Origin of the sequence: Streptomyces xanthochromogenes (genome assembly GCF_014650455.1) — a bacterium.
In the GTDB taxonomy this organism is placed as follows: domain Bacteria; phylum Actinomycetota; class Actinomycetes; order Streptomycetales; family Streptomycetaceae; genus Streptomyces; species Streptomyces xanthochromogenes.
Window position 1 is genome coordinate 558223 of record NZ_BMUZ01000002.1, and the last position, 17395, is coordinate 575617.

The 17395-nt window shown below is 69.5% G+C and carries 12 protein-coding genes, 1 tRNA gene and 1 pseudogene; 9 read left to right on the plus strand and 5 right to left on the minus strand.

All coding sequences use genetic code 11. The features are described from left to right. The first annotated feature begins 36 nt into the window (after positions 1–36). Positions 37–372 (plus strand): hypothetical protein, encoded by a 336-nt coding sequence (locus tag IE267_RS06365; RefSeq protein WP_189762375.1) that lies wholly within the window; start codon positions 37–39, stop codon positions 370–372. 1414 nt (positions 373–1786) lie between these two features. Further along, complete coding sequence (locus IE267_RS06375; protein WP_189762376.1) at positions 1787–2152, plus strand: hypothetical protein; 366 nt, start codon at positions 1787–1789, stop codon at positions 2150–2152. A gap of 53 nt (positions 2153–2205) precedes the next feature. On the opposite strand, the pseudogene IE267_RS06380 reads toward IE267_RS06375, so the two are convergent. After that, positions 2206–2634, minus strand: a pseudogene (locus IE267_RS06380) (recombinase family protein); the annotation flags it as partial. Between the two features lie 286 nt (positions 2635–2920). Continuing rightward, entirely contained in the window at positions 2921–4681 is a 1761-nt protein-coding gene (locus tag IE267_RS06385; RefSeq protein WP_189762377.1) for a glycoside hydrolase family 35 protein, read from the minus strand. Positions 4682–4807: 126 nt separating this feature from the next. Here IE267_RS06385 and IE267_RS06390 point away from each other — a divergent pair, with 126 nt between their 5' ends. The 5 genes from IE267_RS06390 to IE267_RS06410 all read left to right on the plus strand — a co-directional run bounded on the left by IE267_RS06390 (position 4808) and on the right by IE267_RS06410 (position 11996). After that, positions 4808–5695 (plus strand): helix-turn-helix domain-containing protein, encoded by an 888-nt coding sequence (locus tag IE267_RS06390; RefSeq protein WP_189762508.1) that lies wholly within the window; start codon positions 4808–4810, stop codon positions 5693–5695. A gap of 5 nt (positions 5696–5700) precedes the next feature. After that, complete coding sequence (locus tag IE267_RS06395; protein WP_167153972.1) at positions 5701–6009, plus strand: chorismate mutase; 309 nt, start codon at positions 5701–5703, stop codon at positions 6007–6009. 334 nt (positions 6010–6343) lie between these two features. After that, on the plus strand, positions 6344–8866 hold the full coding sequence (gene pepN, locus IE267_RS06400) for an aminopeptidase N (protein WP_189762378.1): 2523 nt from the start codon (positions 6344–6346) through the stop codon (positions 8864–8866). Positions 8867–9078: 212 nt separating this feature from the next. Further along, on the plus strand, positions 9079–10590 hold the full coding sequence (locus IE267_RS06405; RefSeq protein ID WP_189762379.1) for a pyridoxal phosphate-dependent decarboxylase family protein: 1512 nt from the start codon (positions 9079–9081) through the stop codon (positions 10588–10590). Then, positions 10587–11996: a lysine N(6)-hydroxylase/L-ornithine N(5)-oxygenase family protein gene (locus IE267_RS06410; protein ID WP_189762380.1), complete on the plus strand. Its 1410-nt coding sequence runs from the start codon at positions 10587–10589 to the stop codon at positions 11994–11996. Before IE267_RS06405 ends, IE267_RS06410 begins: the two co-directional genes overlap by 4 nt. Positions 11997–12059: 63 nt before the next feature. Here IE267_RS06410 and IE267_RS06415 read toward each other — a convergent pair whose 3' ends face one another. Further along, on the minus strand, positions 12060–13880 hold the full coding sequence (locus tag IE267_RS06415) for a bifunctional metallophosphatase/5'-nucleotidase (RefSeq protein WP_189762381.1): 1821 nt from the start codon (positions 13878–13880) through the stop codon (positions 12060–12062). A 179-nt stretch (positions 13881–14059) separates the two neighbouring features. Between IE267_RS06415 and IE267_RS06420 the strand changes: the two genes are divergently transcribed. After that, positions 14060–14752: an SIMPL domain-containing protein gene (locus tag IE267_RS06420; RefSeq protein ID WP_189762382.1), complete on the plus strand. Its 693-nt coding sequence runs from the start codon at positions 14060–14062 to the stop codon at positions 14750–14752. 154 nt (positions 14753–14906) lie between these two features. Continuing rightward, positions 14907–16343, plus strand: a complete 1437-nt coding sequence (gene pyk, locus IE267_RS06425) for a pyruvate kinase (RefSeq protein ID WP_189762383.1) — start codon at positions 14907–14909, stop codon at positions 16341–16343. Between the two features lie 69 nt (positions 16344–16412). Here the strand turns inward: pyk and IE267_RS06430 are convergent, their stop codons facing one another. Further along, complete coding sequence (locus tag IE267_RS06430; RefSeq protein WP_189762509.1) at positions 16413–17198, minus strand: transcriptional regulator; 786 nt, start codon at positions 17196–17198, stop codon at positions 16413–16415. Positions 17199–17308: 110 nt separating this feature from the next. Then, positions 17309–17383, minus strand: a tRNA-Leu gene (locus tag IE267_RS06435). Positions 17384–17395: the final 12 nt, after the last annotated feature.

A 17395-nucleotide genomic window follows, 5' to 3' on the forward strand; every position in this document is an offset into this window, starting at 1 on the left:
GTGGTAACCGAAGCCGAGCCCCATCGTTCCCACGGCATGACCACTCGCCGCACCGCCACCGCGCTCGCCGTGGCCGCCGCAGCTATCGGCGCCGGACTCGCCGCAGCAAGCCCCGCCGTAGCGGGAGGAGTCATCGTCGTCGCGTCCCCGTCGCACGACAATTCGTGCTTCAACACCGACGCTGCGCAGAGTCGCGATGCCACAAGGAACGGCAGTGGAACCGCCGCAGGGTTGCTAGCTGCACTCCCCATCGAAACCCCGCTCAACCACTGCGGCGGGGCAGACCTGCCGGGTAGTCACGGCCCCAGCAATGTGGAAGACGTGAACCAGAACAATGCAGCCGGGGTGGACAACACGGACGCACAGGGTTAAGGGCTCCTGCGGCCCCGGACTCCGTACGCGCCTTCAGCCCATGGCGGCCGTGGCACAGCTACCTGAACGTTGCTGTCCATGTCCTCGCCATCGAGGGACAGCGGGCGCACATGATCCACGTCCACCCCGTCCGCGGGGAAGTCTGCTAGGCACCAGTCGCACCACGCGGACCCTCGTTCCTGCACTCGTCGGCGGAGCCGTGCCGCAGCGTCGAACTGCTTCGCGCGCCGCCGACCACGTGAACGGCGAGCCCGAACCGTAGGACTCCTGGTGCGCTTGGTCGTGAACTCGGCAGCGTCCACGCCGAGTTGCCGGGTCGCTGCACTCAATGCCGGGGAGTCATCAGTCACCGCCTGGTGCTCGTTGATGTGTGGAGTGCCCGCCCCCGGACTCGAACCGGGGAACTCTGCCGATTGGGTACGGCGCACCTCTGCCGTTGGGTCAGCGGGCTTGTGTCGTCCTCGCAGGCGAGGCGGGACAACCGGGGGGACTGCACGCGCTTACGACCCCTTTCGGCGCCCCGGTCAGGGGCGGTTACTCGTGGGCGGTGCAGTCCCCGCACGCGTTGCCTCACGACCCTGCGACCACCCCGGTAACGCGGGGCGCGTGGTGCACGGGCAACGCTGGTTCCGAGAGTCGGGCACACGGTCCGCCGGATTCTCCCGTTGGGTGGGTGCGCGGCAGTCCCGCTCTCGGTATTGATAGGGAGCGAGCCTTGCCCAGAGAGCGGAAGTGGCGATGTGCCGAAGAGTGGCCCGGTCTCTCTTCTCTCTTATTTTTTCTACGTGTTCTAAAAAATGGGTTGGAACCGTCACTCTGACACCACCCTGCCCCGCTGTAGCGCCGAGCCGGCAGGGCCCACGCGCCCGCGTGCGGGCACGGGAAAGCCCCGGTGGTCCGCGAGACTACCGGGGTGGTGCGGGCTGTTCATACTGCATTTCCGGGCTCTGGGACCCGTGATGCACCAGCCCTGACCCGCACGCCCATGTGGTGCGGAATACGGCGAGCCTATCCGCCGTTTGGGGACGCCGAGGAACCCCGGCGATCGTGAGGAATCACCGGGGTGCACTCTGGTTTCAGGCGGGCCGCTAAGGCTTGTCCCGTAACGCGCCTGCACCTCAACTAGGAACGCAAGCCAGAGCACTTCCTCGCCAACGTCGGCATCGCCAGCACTCTGATCTGCTACCGCCGCATTACGAAAAGAAGTGGCTTCTTACGGCGAGCGACCAGGGTGCTCCGCTCCATGCGGTGTGGAGCGGAGCGGCCAGTGCACATCGAGCGGAGTTGAACATGTTCAACTTCTGTGGCAGCGTGAGGGCTCGATGATCTGGTGTGCGAAGCAGCCAGGGTGTGACGTGCGCAAGGGGGAGTCATGCGTGATGAACGAGGGCGAGTCGCTGCAAGGTTGCGCGGAGTGGCCTTGGCGGTCGTGGTGTTGACGCTGGCCACGGGGTGCATATGGCAGCAACAGACACTGGCTCGGGCCGACATCGTAGGCACCTGGACCGAGGGCGATACCGGAACCCTGCTCTTCAAGGACGATGGCACCGTCGTCGTAACCAACCTTGCCGAGATCAATGACAACGGCGACAAGATGTCGGAGTGCAGCGGCACCGGCGAGTGGGGCGTGTACCCCGACGCCAAGGAAGCGGAGACGTTGTGGACCACCGTCTGCGACGGCAACCCGTGGAAATTCGGCGGCTCAAAGGCGCATCCGCAAATGCGGCGCAGCGTGGGAGATCCCGACAACGGGAACCATCAAACCCTCAGCCGCAAATAGCGGAAGCCGATCGGGGTCCGAACAACTCCCGGCCGTCCGCCCCTGGAGGGGACACTCGTGGGGTCCATGGGGTTGCGGAAGTCGAAGACGAGCCGACCCCCGCCGATGCCCTCGGCGAAGACGAGCATCTTGCGGTGTTCCTTGGCCCACTTCGCCAGCTCGTGCATGTCGCCCATGGACCGGATGGCACGGTCGAAGCGCCACCACACCAGCACGTCAAAGGTGTCCGGCTGCTTGAGGCACATACCGAGCTGGGGGCGGTCGAAGGGGCCGACCTCGGACGCGGACACGTCCAGGTCCACCGCTTCGCGCAGTGCCTCGCCCTCGCCGAAGTCGATGCCGAGGGCTGCCGCCGCTATGTCGTCGGCCTCGCGCTGCCGCTCGGGGCTGGTCGTCTCATCCGTGCGCACCGACAATCGGACGCGACGAACCCCACGCAGGGTCTCGGAGGCTACTCCGGCGGTTCCGTATGTTCCATGCATGCTCCGTGTGGGGAGCGGAGATTGCTTCGGCTGCCTGACCTGCACAGATGTCGCCACGACCCGATCACTCCAGAACTAGGACTCTGGAGTGATCGGGAAGGGACGGGGTGGGGGATGGCCAAGGGGCGCGGGGAACTGCGCGGACTGCCACCCCCGGCCGCGCCCGAAGGGCGACGCGCTGAGCCCCTCCGGCGTTTGAGGAGCGGGTTCGGGGCGGAGCCCCGGCGGCGGTGGCCCAGGGTTCGGGGCGGAGCCGCGGCGCTCCCGCTCCCCGGGCCGGGAGGGGTCAGGCGCCCAGGGTGACCGGCCCAGCCCCCTCCGCACCCGCAAGCTCAAGCACCCACACCTCATTGCCCCCGCCCCGCAGCACCGCCCCCGGCACGTACAACGCCCGCTGCGGCCCGACCCCCCAGTACCGCCCCACGCAGAACCCGTTCACCCACACGAACCCCCGCCCCCACCCGGGCAGTCGAAGCCACGCGAACGAGGCCCCGGCGGACGGCAGGTCCACGGCACCCCGGTGCAGGCCGACGGCCCCCGCCGACCCCGCCGGGCCGAAGGGCACCTCCGCCACCGCGGGGGCGGAGAAGGCGTCCAGACGCAGACCCCGCGCCCGCACCCCGTGCACGTACTGCCGCTCGTGCAGCACCCCACCCGTGATCCCCTTCGGCTCCCCGCCGCGCGGCCCGTAGTTGACCCGGCCGAGGGACTCGACCCACAGCTCCACCGCGACACCCCCCGCCACCGGCCCGGGCAGCGTCGCGTCCTCGGTGTCGAGCACCCCGGCGCGTACGCCGTCGACGTACACCGTCGCCAGATCACGCAGCCCCAGCACCCCGAGCGGGTACGGCCGGCGCGGCCCGGGGACGTCGACCCGGTAGCGGACCACCCCCCGGTCCACACCCATCTCCTCGAACGTAGGAGGCACCGGCCGCTCGCACTCCTCGCCCCCCAGCACGTCCAGTACCGCCGGCAAGGCCGCCCACCCGTCCGCACCAACCACGTGCGAGCCGCCCAACTCCACCGGCGGAGGCGGCAGTTCGGGAAGAGCCCGACCGTCCTGGTACTGCGCGAGCACCTCCCGGAACCGCCAGAACTTCTCCGTCGGCCGCCCCGCCTCGTCGATCGGCGCGTCGTAGTCGTACGACGTGGCCGTCGGCTCCAGCGCCCCCACGTGCAGCTCGCCCGCCCGGTTCGCGCCGGACCAGCCCGCGAAGTTCGTGCCGCCGTGCGCCATGTAGAGATTGACCGACGCCCCGCACTCCAGGATCTCCCGCAGCGTCGCCGCCGCGTCCCCCGCGTCCCGCACCACGTGCTCCGCGCCCCAGTGATCGAACCAGCCGCACCAGAACTCCATGCACATCAACGGCCCCGACGGCTGATGCCGGCGCAGCACCTCGAACCCCTCGCGCGCCCCACTGCCGAAGTTCGCCGTGGCCAGCACCCCGGGCAGCGAGCCGCCGGTCAGCATGTGGTCCTCGGGCCCGTCCGACGTGAACAGCGGCACCGTGATGCCGCAGTCGCGCAGCAGCCCCGCCACGTGCTCCAGATAACCCTGGTCGGTGCCGTAACTGCCGTACTCGTTCTCCACCTGCACCATGAGCACCGGCCCGCCCCGGCCGATCTCGCGCTCGGCGACCTGGGGGAGCAGCACCCGGAACCAGCGGTCCACGTGGCCCAGATACTCCGCGTCGTTCGTGCGCGCCCGACGGCCGAGCGGGCCCGTCAGCCAGTGCGGAAGCCCGCCGTTCTCCCACTCGGCACAGATGTAGGGCCCCGGCCGCACGATCGCCCACAGCCCGGCCGCGTCCGCCGCGTCCAGGAACCGGCCGAGCGCCGCCACGTCCTCGTAGACCCCCGGCCGAGGCTCGTGCAGGTTCCACGGCACATACGTCTCGACGCAGTTCAGGCCCATCGCCCGCAGCATCGCCAGCCGGTGCCCCCACTGCGACTCGTGCACCCGGAAGTAGTGCAACGCCCCCGAGAGCAGGCGCACCGGCCGCCCGTCGAGCAGAAAGTCCTCGTCCCCCACGGTGAAGTCGCCCACCGGCCGCCCCGCCCATCTGTCTCGGTCACTGTGCCCGGCCACTCTCGCCCCTGGCGCGCCGCCGGTCCATGGACAAAGATCGGCGCTGATTGGACGCAAGGGGGACGGCACAGAACGGACATGGGCATGTATCACACCTGGATGCGGTATTTCACCCCCAGCCCGGCCCACCACCGCCTCGGCCTGGTCTGCCTCGGCGTGGGGCTCCAGCACGGCCTGCTGCCCACCGTCGGCCCCCGCACCCTCGACCACCACGTGGCCGTCGTCATCGGCGCCGGAAGCGGCTGGTTCCGCGGCGCCGACGGCCGCAGGCAGACCGTCACCGCGCCCGCCCTGATCTGGCTCACCCCCGGCATCCCCCACCACTACGGGCCCGACCCCGCCACCGGCTGGGACGAGTCGTTCGTCGACTTCGACGGGCCCGCCACCACCACGTACACCGAACTCGGCTACATCGACCCCGACCATCCCGTCGTGCCGCTCAGCGACACCGTCGGCGCCCGCGCCGCCGTCGGCCGCATCGCCAGGGCCGCCCGCCGCGGCAACCCGCTCCTGGAGGTCGAGACCGCCGCCGCCGTCCACGAACTCCTCGTCGCACTGCGCCGCGCCCGCGCCGACGTCGCCCCCGACGGCGACCCCGTACTCGACGCCCTGGCACGCGACGCCTTCCAGCCCCTGTCGGTGGCCGAACACGCCGCCCGCCACGGCATGACCCCCGCCGAGCTGCGCACCGCCGTGCGCCGGGCCGCCGGCTGCAGCCCCAAGGACTACCTCCTCGGCATCCGCCTCGGCCGCGCCAAGGAACTCCTCGCCGCCACGGAACTGCCGGTCGCGGCCATAGCCCGCCGCGTCGGCTACGACGACCCCGCCTACTTCTCCCGCCTGTTCACCCGCCGCGTCGGCACCGCTCCCGTACGCTTCCGCGCCCAGCAGGGCCGGGCCGTACCCGGCGGCTGGAGCCACCGGATCCCGGATCCTGAACACCCCCCGACCATCGCGGGCCATGCCACGTAAGCTCGATGACCATGACCACGATCGACCCCTCCGTACAGGCTGAGCTGGGCAGGCTCCGCGACAGCATCGACAACATCGACGCCGCCGTCGTGCACATGCTCGCGGAGCGCTTCAAATGCACCCAGCAAGTCGGCCACCTCAAGGCCGAACACAAACTGCCCCCGGCCGACCCCTCGCGCGAAGCCGAACAGATCGCCCGTCTGCGCCGCCTCGCCGAGAGCGCGAAGCTCGACCCGGCCTTCGCCGAGAAGCTGCTCAATTTCGTGATCGCCGAGGTCATCAGGCACCACGAGACGATCGCCAAGTCCGCCTGAGGCCCCCTGGGGCTCCGCCCCAGACCCCGTTCGCGCCTTAAGGGCGCTCGTCCTCAAACGCCGGACGGGCTGAAATGCCCCGGTGCGGGCCAGCACCAGTGTTTTTATGGGCGCGGGGCTGTGACATGTGCGGCTCCGCCGTGTGGGCGCGACAGACGAGCTCCGGTCCACCTAGAGGGCCGCGGGGAACTGCGCGACCAACCACGCGCGGTGCGAGGCCGCAGCGGGCTGGGGGGCGCCCCCCAGCACTCGGGGCCCCCACCCCCTCCGGGCCCCCGGGGCTCCCGCCCCTCCGGGACTGTGCCGCCCCCGGCACATCGGGCAGCATGGCCCCATGTCCGTACTGACGCGCGACGAAGCGCAGACCCGAGCCCGGCTCCTCTCCGTACAGCGGTACGCGATCGACCTCGACCTCACCACCGGCGGCGAGGACACCTTCACCTCCCGCACCGCCATCCACTTCACCGCGCACACCGCCGGGGACACCTTCGTCGAGCTCAAGCCCGCCGCGCTGCGCTCGGTCACCCTCGACGGAACGCCCCTGGACCCCGAGGCCCTCACCGAGAACCGCCTCGCCCTCAGCCTCACCGCGGGCCCGCACGAACTACACGTCGACGCCGACATGACGTACTCCCGCACCGGCGAAGGCCTGCACCGCTTCACCGACCCCGTCGACGGCGAGACCTACACCTACACCCAGCTGTTCATGGACGACGTGCAGCGCGTCTTCGCCGCCTTCGACCAGCCCGACCTCAAGGCCGTCTTCGACGTCACCGTCCAGGCACCCGACGGCTGGACCGTCCTCGCCAACGGCATCACCGCACAGCAGGACGACGGCCGCTGGAAAGCCGCCACCACCCCCCTCATCTCCACCTATCTCGTCGCCGTCGCCGCGGGACCCTGGCACTCGGTCACCACCGAACACGCCGGCCTCCCCTTCGGCCTGCACTGCCGCCGCTCGCTCGCCCCCTACCTCGACGCCGACGCCGACGAACTCTTCGACGTCACCCGGCACTGCTACGACCGCTACCACGAGAAGTTCGACGAGCCCTACCCCTTCGACTCCTACGACCAGGCCTTCGTCCCCGAGTTCAACGCCGGTGCCATGGAGAACCCCGGACTCGTCACCTTCCGCGACGAGTTCGTCTACCGCTCCGCCGTCACCGACACCGAACGCCAGACCCGCGCCATGGTCATCGCCCACGAAATGGCCCACATGTGGTTCGGCGACCTCGTCACCCTCCAATGGTGGGACGACATCTGGCTGAACGAGTCCTTCGCCGAATACATGGGCTACCAGACCCTCAACGAGGCCGCCCAGAGCGCCAGTTCGGGCCAGCTCCCCGCCTGGAGCAGCACCGACACCTGGGTCAACTTCGGCATCACCCGCAAATCCTGGGGCTACGACGCCGACCAGCGTCCCTCCACCCACCCCGTCGCACCCGCACCCGACGCCGTCCCCGACACCGCGTCCGCCATGCTCAACTTCGACGGCATCTCCTACGCCAAGGGCGCCTCCGCGCTCCGCCAACTCGTCGCCTGGCTCGGCGAGAAGGACTTCCTCACCGGCATCAACACCCACTTCGCCCGGCACAAGTTCGCCAACGCCACCCTCGCCGACTTCATCGACTCCCTCGCCCGCGCCACCGACCGCGACGTCCACGCCTGGGCCGAGCAGTGGCTGGGCACCACCGGAGTCGACACCCTCACCCCCACCGTCGAAGAAGCCGACGGCGCCTGGCACCTCACCGTCACCCGGCACGGCGAACGCCCCCACCGCCTCACCGTCGGCGCCTACGACGCCGGCCACGGCAACACCCTCGTCCTGCGCGAGCACACCGACATCGACGTCCCCCAGGACGAGCCCGCCGCACGCCCCGGCCACCGCCCCGCGCTCCTCGTCCTCAACGACCAGGACCTCACCTACGCCAAGGTCCGCCTCGACGACACCTCCACCGAGACCGCCCTGCGCGCCCTGTCCGGCGTCCCCGACGCCCTCACCCGCGCCGTCCTGTGGAACTCCCTGCGCGACATGGTCCGCGACGGCGAACTCGCACCCGCCGCCTACCTCGAAACCGCCCGCACCCACCTCACCGAAGAAGCCGACCTCGCCATCGTCCAAGGCGTCCTCGCCTTCGCCGCCGGCCACATCACCGACCGCTACCTCACCCCCATCGAACGCCCCGCCGCCCTCGCCCTGCTCACCGACCTCACCCGCGACCTCATCCGCCGCACCGAGGACGGCACCAACCCCGGCCTGCGCCTCATCGCCGTACGCCACTTCATCGACGCCGCCACCCAGCCCGACACCATCCGCGGCTGGCTCGACGAAGGACACGTCCCCGGCGGGCCCGCCCTCGACCCCGAACTGCGCTGGCGCGTCCTGACCCGCCTCGCCGTCCTCGGCGCCACCGACGACCAGGACATCACCGCCCACCTCACCGCCGACCCCAGCGCCACCGGCGAGGAGGGCGCCGCCCGCTGCCGCGCCGCCCTGCCCAACCCGGCCGCCAAGGAAGCCGCCTGGAACGCCATGTTCCACGCCGACACCCTGTCCAACTACCTCTTCACCGCCACCGCCCAGGGCTTCTGGCAGCCCGAACAGGAAGAACTCCTGCGGCCCTACACCACCCGCTACTACCAGGACGCGCCCCCGCTCGCCGACCGGCGCGGCCCCGTCATCGCCGAGGCCGCGGGCCGCCACGCCTTCCCGACCCCCGTCGACGCCGAAGCCCTGCACCTCGGCGAGGCCGCCCTCGCCCGCACCGACCTGCTGCCCGCCCTGCGCCGCAAACTCACCGACCAGGTCGACGACCTGCGCCGCGCCCTGACCGTACGGGGCCGCGCCACCCACTGAGCGGCCCACAACCGCACACCCGGCCGAACTCGGCCGCACCGGTGACGAGTTGAGGAGACGGGCCACGGGCCATACCAGCAACCGCCCTCCCCAACTCGCCCCCACCGCAAGGCAGTACCACTTTCGGGTTGAGATCGTTGTGCACGGCGGCTTCACCGGCCGAACCAGGACCACGCTGGTGAAGTCGCTGCCCGCACCCCCGAAGGAACCCCATGCAAAGGCCGCCCCTCGCCGGAGGCACCGCAGGGCCCGCGGCCCTGCGCCCGCTGATCGACGTCGTACTCGACGCCCTCCACCAAGGGGCGAAGTCCCGGGGCGGCCCCCTGCCCCCCGGCGGCCCCGAATCCGTCGCCCAGCGCATCCACGCCGCCGCCACCACGTTCCCCACCCCCGGCACTCCGTTCCCAGCCCAAGGCGCCGGCGGCCCAAAACCCCCCGCCACCCTCATCCCCGCCCACGGCACCGGCGCCGAAGAAGCCCTCACCACCCTCGTACGCACCCTCGCCGAAGGCTCCGCCGACCCCGCCGAACCCCACTGCGCGGCCCACCTCCACACCCCGCCGCTCGCCCTCGCCACCGCCGCCGACCTCGCCGCCGGCGCCCTCAACCCCTCCATGGACTCCTGGGACCAGGCACCCGCCGCCTCCGCGCTCGAAGCGCTCCTCACCCGGAGCCTCGCCCAGGAGATCTGGCCCCACGGCGGCGGCGCGCCCACCACGAGCGGCACCCCCGGCCCCACCGGCGACGCACTCGTCACCACCGGCGGCACCGAGTCCAACCAGCTCGCCCTGCTCCTCGCCCGCGAACACCACGGACCCGTCCAGATCGTGTGCGGCGCCCACACCCACCACTCCATCCACCGCGCCGCCTGGCTCCTCGGCCTGCCCGACCCCGTCGTCGTGCCCGCCCCCACCGGCACCACCGACCTCGCCGCCCTCGACGCCGCCCTCACCGCCCAGCGGTCACGGCCCACCCTCGTCGTCGCCACCGCCGGCACCACCGACACCGGAGCCATCGACCCGCTGCCCGCCATCGCCGACCTGTGCGCCACCCACCACGCCGAGCTCCACGTCGACGCCGCCTACGGCGGGCCCCTCCTGTTCAGCGACCGCCACCGGCCCCGGCTCGCCGGCCTGGAACACGCCCACACCGTCACCCTCGACCTGCACAAACTCGGCTGGCAGCCCGTCGCCGCCGGCCTCCTCGCCGTCGCCGACCCCAGCCGCCTCGCCCCGCTCGGACACCGCGCCGACTACCTCAACGCCGACGACGACACCGAAGCGGGCCTGCCCGACCTCCTCGGCCGCTCCCTGCGCACCACCCGCCGCCCCGACGCCCTCAAAATCGCCGTCACCCTACGGGCGCTCGGCCGCGACGGCCTCGCCCACCTCGTCGACCACGTCTGCGCCCACGCCACCCAGCTGGCCCAACTCATCGACCAGCACCACCAGTTGGAGCTCTACGAACACCCCACCATCTCCACCGTCCTCTTCCGCCCCCGCGACGCCGACGACCACGCCGTCGCCCACATCCGCCGCACCCTCCTCGCCAACGGCACCGCCGTCCTCGGCCGCGCCCACGCCCGCGGCCGCCTCTGGCTCAAAGCCACCCTCCTCAACCCCCACCTCACCCCCCACGACCTGCACACCCTCCTCGACACCACCCTCAGCGCCACCACACCCCGCGCCACCACCCCACCCCCCACGAAAGGCAGCCCCCGATGACCACCCCCACCCCCGAAGACCAACCCCACGACCTCGTCGGCATCGGCATCGGCCCCTTCAACCTCTCCCTCGCCGCCCTCGCCCAGGGCGTACCCGGCGGACTCGACACCGCCTTCTACGAACAACGCCCCGCCTTCCACTGGCACCCCGGCCTCCTCATCGAAGGCGCCTCCCTCCAAGTCCCCTTCCTCGCCGACCTCGTCACCCTCGCCGACCCCGCCAACCCCTGGACCTTCCTCAACTACCTCAAGCACCGCGAACGGCTCTTCCCGTTCTACTTCGCCGAAAAGTTCCACATCCAGCGCACCGAATACGACGCCTACTGCCGCTGGGTCAGCGAAAACCTCACCGACCTCCACTTCTCCCACCAAGTCGACGCCGTCCGCTGGAACCCCGAACGCGCCCTGTTCGAGATCGACTTCACCCAGCTCGACCTCCACGGCGAAGCCGAAGCACTCGGCCGCTCCTACGCCCGCCACCTCGCCGTCGGCGTCGGCACCCAGCCCCACGTCCCCGAACCCCTCAAACCCCTCGCCGACGCCCCCACCGTCCCCGTCATCCACTCCGCCGACTACCTCGACCACCGCGCCCGACTGCTCACCGCCGAGCACATCACCGTCATCGGCTCGGGCCAGTCCGGCGCCGAAGTCTTCCTCGACCTCCTGCGCAACCGCCCCGCGGGCGCCGAAAAGATCGCCTGGCTCACCCGCACCGAAGCGTTCGCGCCCATGGAGTACTCCAAGCTCGGCCTCGAACACTTCACCCCCGACTACACCCGCTACTTCCACGCCCTCACCGAACCCGTACGCGACCAGCTCCTGCCCCGCCAATGGCAGCTCCACAAGGGCATCGACGCCGACACCATGGCCGCCATCCACGACGAGCTCTACCGCCGCACCCAGCACGGCGGCTGGCCCGACATCACCATGACCCCCGGGGTCTCGGTACGCACCGCGGGCCGCGTCGCCACCACCAAGGTCGAACTCCACCTCGAACACACCCAGCAAGGCGTACGCGACCGCATCACCACCGACGCCGTCGTCCTCGCCACCGGCTACCGCGAACGCCCCCTCGGCCGCATGCTCGCCGGACTCGACCCCTACATGCGCTACGACAACGCCGAACGCCCCCGCATCGACGCCGAGTTCAAACTCGTCCTCGACGCCTCCGTCACCGGCAACGTCTACGTCCAGAACGCCGAACGGCACACCCACGGCGTCGGCGCACCCGACCTCGGCCTCGCCGCCTGGCGCAGCGCCACCATCCTCAACTCCCTCACCGGCAAAGAGCCCTACCCCCAGCCGGCCCGCACCGCCTTCACCACCTTCGGCCTCGACAAAAAGAACCAGGCCCGCCCGGTCAAACAGCAACCGGAGGGCCTGATCCCACTCGTCGAACAGCCGTGACGAACCGTCAGAACCGGGGCCGCAAGGCCCAGGCACGGCTCGGAACACGGCCCAGAACACAGCTCAGAACACGGGCACACCGTTCTGCGTCAGCTTCCAGTCCACCGAAGCGAACTCCGCCTGATCGATGACACCCTTCGCCTTCGCCCACGCGATCATCGTGTTACGGATCTCATCGGAGTTCGCCCACAGCTGCTTGGCGGTGGCCACCCCCGGGAAATTACCGCCACCATTGGCCCGGTAATTGTTCACCGCCAGCACGAACTGCGCCTTGTCGTCCAACGGCTTCCCGTCGAACATCACCTTCGACACCCGCGAACCGGCCGGCTGCGCGATGTCGACCTCGTACGACACACCACCCACCACGTCATAGTTGTAGTCCGGCGTGTTGTTCGCGTTGGTGATCCTGGCGGGGTCCACCGCACCCGTCGTCTGCACGTAGTAGTTCGCCGAGAACTCCAGATACGCCCGCACCTGAGCCCCCGTCAAAAGCCGCGCCTCCAACGTGTTCTCGTACACATACAGACCCGCGACGTCCTTGATCGTGACCTTCCCCGCAGGGATCACCGCGGTCCGCGAGAAACACGCCGCCTGCGACAGCACCGGCAACGCGGCGTACTCCGACGACGCCAGCGCCGCCTTCACCGTGTCCGCCTGAATACGGTTGATCAGATCGATGATCGGCACGTCCTTGTACGGGGCCTCCGTCGACCGCATCTCCGCCGCGTTCGTGCCCACCACCTGGTTCACATACGCCACGACCTTGTCGTGCTCCGCCTTCACCAGACGCTTCACCACCGGGTCCTCGGCCACCGCGTTCGCGTTCCGCACATCAGCCGTCACCGACGTCACGTGCCAGCGGCCCCGCACGAACTCCAGCGCGAAGTCGAAGACACTCAGCCGCATGCCCCACATGTACGGCTCGGAGAGCACCACGGACCTGCCGGTCTCCTTGTTCACCACCGTCCGCGACGCCACCTCCTTGTGCGTGTGACCCACCAGGATCGCGTCGATGCCCGGCACCTGCTCCGCCACCAACGACGACGCGTTCTCCGGATACGGCAACGCGTCCCCGTACGACGTGCCCCCGTCCAGACCCGAGTGATCCGTACAGATCACCACGTCACAACCCAGCGCCCGCAACTTCGGCACATAGATCTTCGCCTGCTCCACCAGACCCGGGAACGTCATCTTCCCCTGCACGTTCGCCTTGTCCCAGATCGCGATCCCCGGATTCGTCAGCCCCAGGATGCCCACCTTCACATCCGGACCGTGCGGCACCTTCAACCGCCGCACCGTGTACGGAGGAAACGCCGGCTTCAACGTCTTCGCGTCCAGCGCGTTCGCACCCAGCAGCGGAAAGTCCAACTGGTCCTGGAACGCCCGCAGGGTCGGAATCCCGTAGTTGAACTCGTGATTGCCGAGCGCCGCAGCGTCATAGCGCATGTGATTCATCGCCAGCGCCATCGGATGCTCGGGACCCCGCTTGCCGCCCGAACCCGTGATCGGCTCGACCCGCGCGTAGTAGTACGACAGCTGCGTGCCCTGGATGATGTCACCCGCATCGATCAACAGCGTGTTGTGACGGCCCTTCTCCTTACGGACCTGATCCACCAGCGTCGAGATCTTCGCCAGACCCACGTCGTTGTGCGCCGCGTCGTCGTACTCCGCGTCCGTGAAGTAGTCCCAGTTGAAGACATGACCGTGCAGATCCGTCGTGCCCATCACCGAGAACGCGTACCGCTTCGGCTCACGCCCGTGCCCGTGGCCCAGATCCCGAGTCCGGGGCGCCGCCTCGGCGGGCGACACCACACTCCCCGCCACGGCCACACCGGCCCCGGCCGCGGCCGTAGTACCCAAGAACGTCCTGCGGTTCAACGGCATGCTCTCTCCCTGAAGTCGTATGACACGCGCGGAAGTTGTGCGGACCGTGACGCGCGTAGACCCAGGGATTCTGACCCAGAACCAGCCACCCGCAACACCCCCCGCAGGTTGCGATCTGATGACCGGACCCCGACAGCAAGCCCCCACCCGACCACGCCCACCGATGCCACAGTGGACCCATGACCGACACCCAGCCCTACGGCACCCCCGAACAGCCACGCCTCGCCGTCCACGGCGAAGCCCACCTCGAAGTCGACCCCGAAATCGCCGGCATCACCATCACCATCACCACCCGAGGCACCGACCGCCGCGCCACCCTCGACGACCTCACCCGCCGCAACACCCACGTCATCGACCTCATCAAAAGCTACGGAGACACCATCGAAAAACTCGAAACCGGCACCTTCACCCTCACCCCCGAACTCACCCGCCACGGCCGCGGCGAACGCGTCCGCACCTACCACGGCACCGTCCACATCAACGCCGAACTCACCGACTTCACCACCCTCGGCGAACTCACCACCCGCCTCGCCGACCTCGAACTCACCCGCGTCGACGGCCCCTGGTGGTCCCTGCGCCACGACTCACCCGCCCACAGCGAAGTACGCCGCCGCGCCGTCCAACAAGCCGTCGTACGCGCCCGCGAATACGCCGACGCCCTCGGCGCCACCCTCGCCGCCCTCGTCGAACTCTCCGACCCCGGCGCCGACCACCCCACCCCCTACGGGCGCCCCGCCGCCGGCGGCATGGCCTTCCGCGCCGCCGCCCCCGGCGCCGCAGAACCCGCCCCCACCCTCGACCTCGAACCCCAACGCCAATCCGTCCACGCCCGCGTCAACGCCCGCTTCATCATGACCCCGCCCAAGCTCTGAGACCCCACCACGAACACCCGCCGGGCGCCCCGACACGCTCATCGGAGCGCCCCCGCGCACAATTCAACACTTGTCAACCACCCTTCACGCAAAGGTTGTTGAGCAGTAACCCAAGCCCAAATCCCTACCCACCGGTAAGCCCTAGGCTCGAACCATGCGCCGAGCCAAAATCGTCTGCACCCTGGGCCCCGCCACCGACACATACGACCAGATCAAAGCCCTGGTCGAAGCCGGAATGGACGTAGCCCGCTTCAACCTCAGCCACGGCACCTACGCCGAACACGAACAGCGCTACCACCACGTCCGCCAAGCCGCCGAAGACACCGGCCACAACATCGGCATCCTCGCCGACCTTCAAGGCCCGAAGATCCGCCTCGGCCGCTTCACCGAAGGCCCCGTACTCCTTGAACGCGGCGACGAATTCACCATCACCGTCGAACCCGACACCCAAGGCGACCGCCACCACTGCGGCACCACCTACCAAGGCCTCGCCACCGACGTCACCACCGGCGAACGCATCCTCGTCGACGACGGCAAAGTCGCCCTCGAAGTCACCCGCGTCGACGGCCCCCACGTCCACACCCTCGTCATCGAAGGAGGCATGGTCTCCGACCACAAAGGCCTCAACCTCCCCGGCGTAGCCGTCTCCGTCCCCGCCCTCTCCGACAAAGACCAAGAAGACCTCCGCTGGGCCCTGCGCACCGGCGCCGACATCATCGCCCTCTCCTTCGTCCGCAGCGGCCAGGACATCCACGACGTCCACCGCATCATGGACGAAGAAGGCCGACGCCTCCCCGTCATCGCCAAAATCGAAAAACCCCAAGCCGTCGACAACATCGACGACATCGTCGCCGCCTTCGACGGCATCATGGTCGCCCGCGGCGACCTCGGCGTCGAAATGCCCCTCGAACAAGTCCCCATCGTCCAAAAACGCGCCATCAAACTCGCCAAGCGCAACGCCAAACCCGTCATCGTCGCCACCCAAATGCTCGACTCGATGATCGACAACTCCCGCCCCACCAGGGCCGAAGCCAGCGACGTCGCCAACGCCGTCATCGACGGCACCGACGCCGTCATGCTCTCCGGCGAAACCAGCGTCGGCAAATACCCCATCGAAACCGTCAAAACGATGGGCCGCATCGTCGAAGCAGCAGAAGAAGACGTCCTCGCCAAGGGACTCCCGCCCCTCACCGACCGCAACAAACCCCGCACCCAAGGCGGCGCCGTCGCCCGAGCCGCCGCCGAAATGGGCGACTTCCTCGGCGCCAAATTCCTCGTCGCCTTCACCCAGTCCGGCGACACCGTCAAACGCCTCTCCCGCTACCGCTCCCCGATCCCGCTCCTCGCCTTCACCCCCGTGCCGGCCACCCGCTCCCAGCTCAACCTCACCTGGGGCGTGGAGACGTTCCTCGGACCGCACGTCGAATCCACCGACGAGATGGTGGCGCAGGTCGACGAGATGCTCCTGAAGGTCGGCCGCTGCCAGAAGGGCGACGTCGTCGTCATCACGGCGGGCTCCCCGCCGGGCGTCGCGGGCTCCACGAACCTGGTCCGCGTCCACCACATCGGCGAGGACGACAGCCCCAAGTAACCCTGGGCCACGGCCCCTTGCCCCACCCCTTGCAGGGGGCCCCTGGGTTTCCTTGGCTTCTTACGTGGCTCAGTACTTGGGGCCTATGTGCTGGTCCATGAGGGCGACGGATGCCTTACGGGCGATGGAGATGTTCTGGGCGCCTCCACCCCGGCGCGCGGACCGCCACTCCACACCGGCACGGTCGAGGGCGCCGGTGAACAGGCTCACGATGTCGGTGGACGTGTTGGTGAAGAAGTACCGCGGGTACTCGTAGCGCTTCCGTTCACCGCCGACGAGCTTCTCGGTCCAGTTGACGATCCGGCAGCCGTCGGAGTGGACGAGCCCGCGGATGAAATCCCAGGGGTGAGCGTTGACCATGGCCTGCTGCCAGGGTTCGAGGGCGATGCGCCGCTCGTGCTTCTTGCCCGGGCCGTGCTGAGGAAACAGGCAGGGCCAGTGGCGGTCGTAACTGGTCACGGACACGTACCCCTGCCTCTGCAGTTTGTACACGCCGCTCTCCGGTCGTACGGCCTTGATCGCGGTCCGGCACGCCTCGATGAGACCCGGCCACGCGTCGGCGCACGCGATGCGCAGGTAGTGGCCGACGCCGCGCGGGTGCGCGCTGATGCAGCCATCGCCGAGGTAGAGACCGAGGAGATAGGCATACGCGGCAGCGTCGTCCGGAACGCCCGTGTCAGGGCGGCATCTTGGGCACGGGTTGGCATTGCCCAGCAGGCGGGGGAGCGGCTCGATACGGGTCTGCCAGGCGCGGATCGCCGCGCGGGATATGCCGGTCTGCTTGCTGACGGAGTTCAGGCTGTAGCCGCTGGCCACCAGGGCGAGGGCGCGCTTTCGGACGTCGCTTCCGTACATGCGTACGAGCTTGGCGAGGTGCACTCCATTTGAGCGCCCGGAAAGGTGTGAATTCACACGGGCGAGTGAAGATCACGTTTTTGCCGGTGACCTTCGAAAGGAAGGAAAAGTGCCCCAGGTGGGATTCGAACCCACACTGTCCGCTGTTTGAGAGCGGCCTCTCTGACCAGTTGGAGTACTGGGGCCTTGGAAAGCAA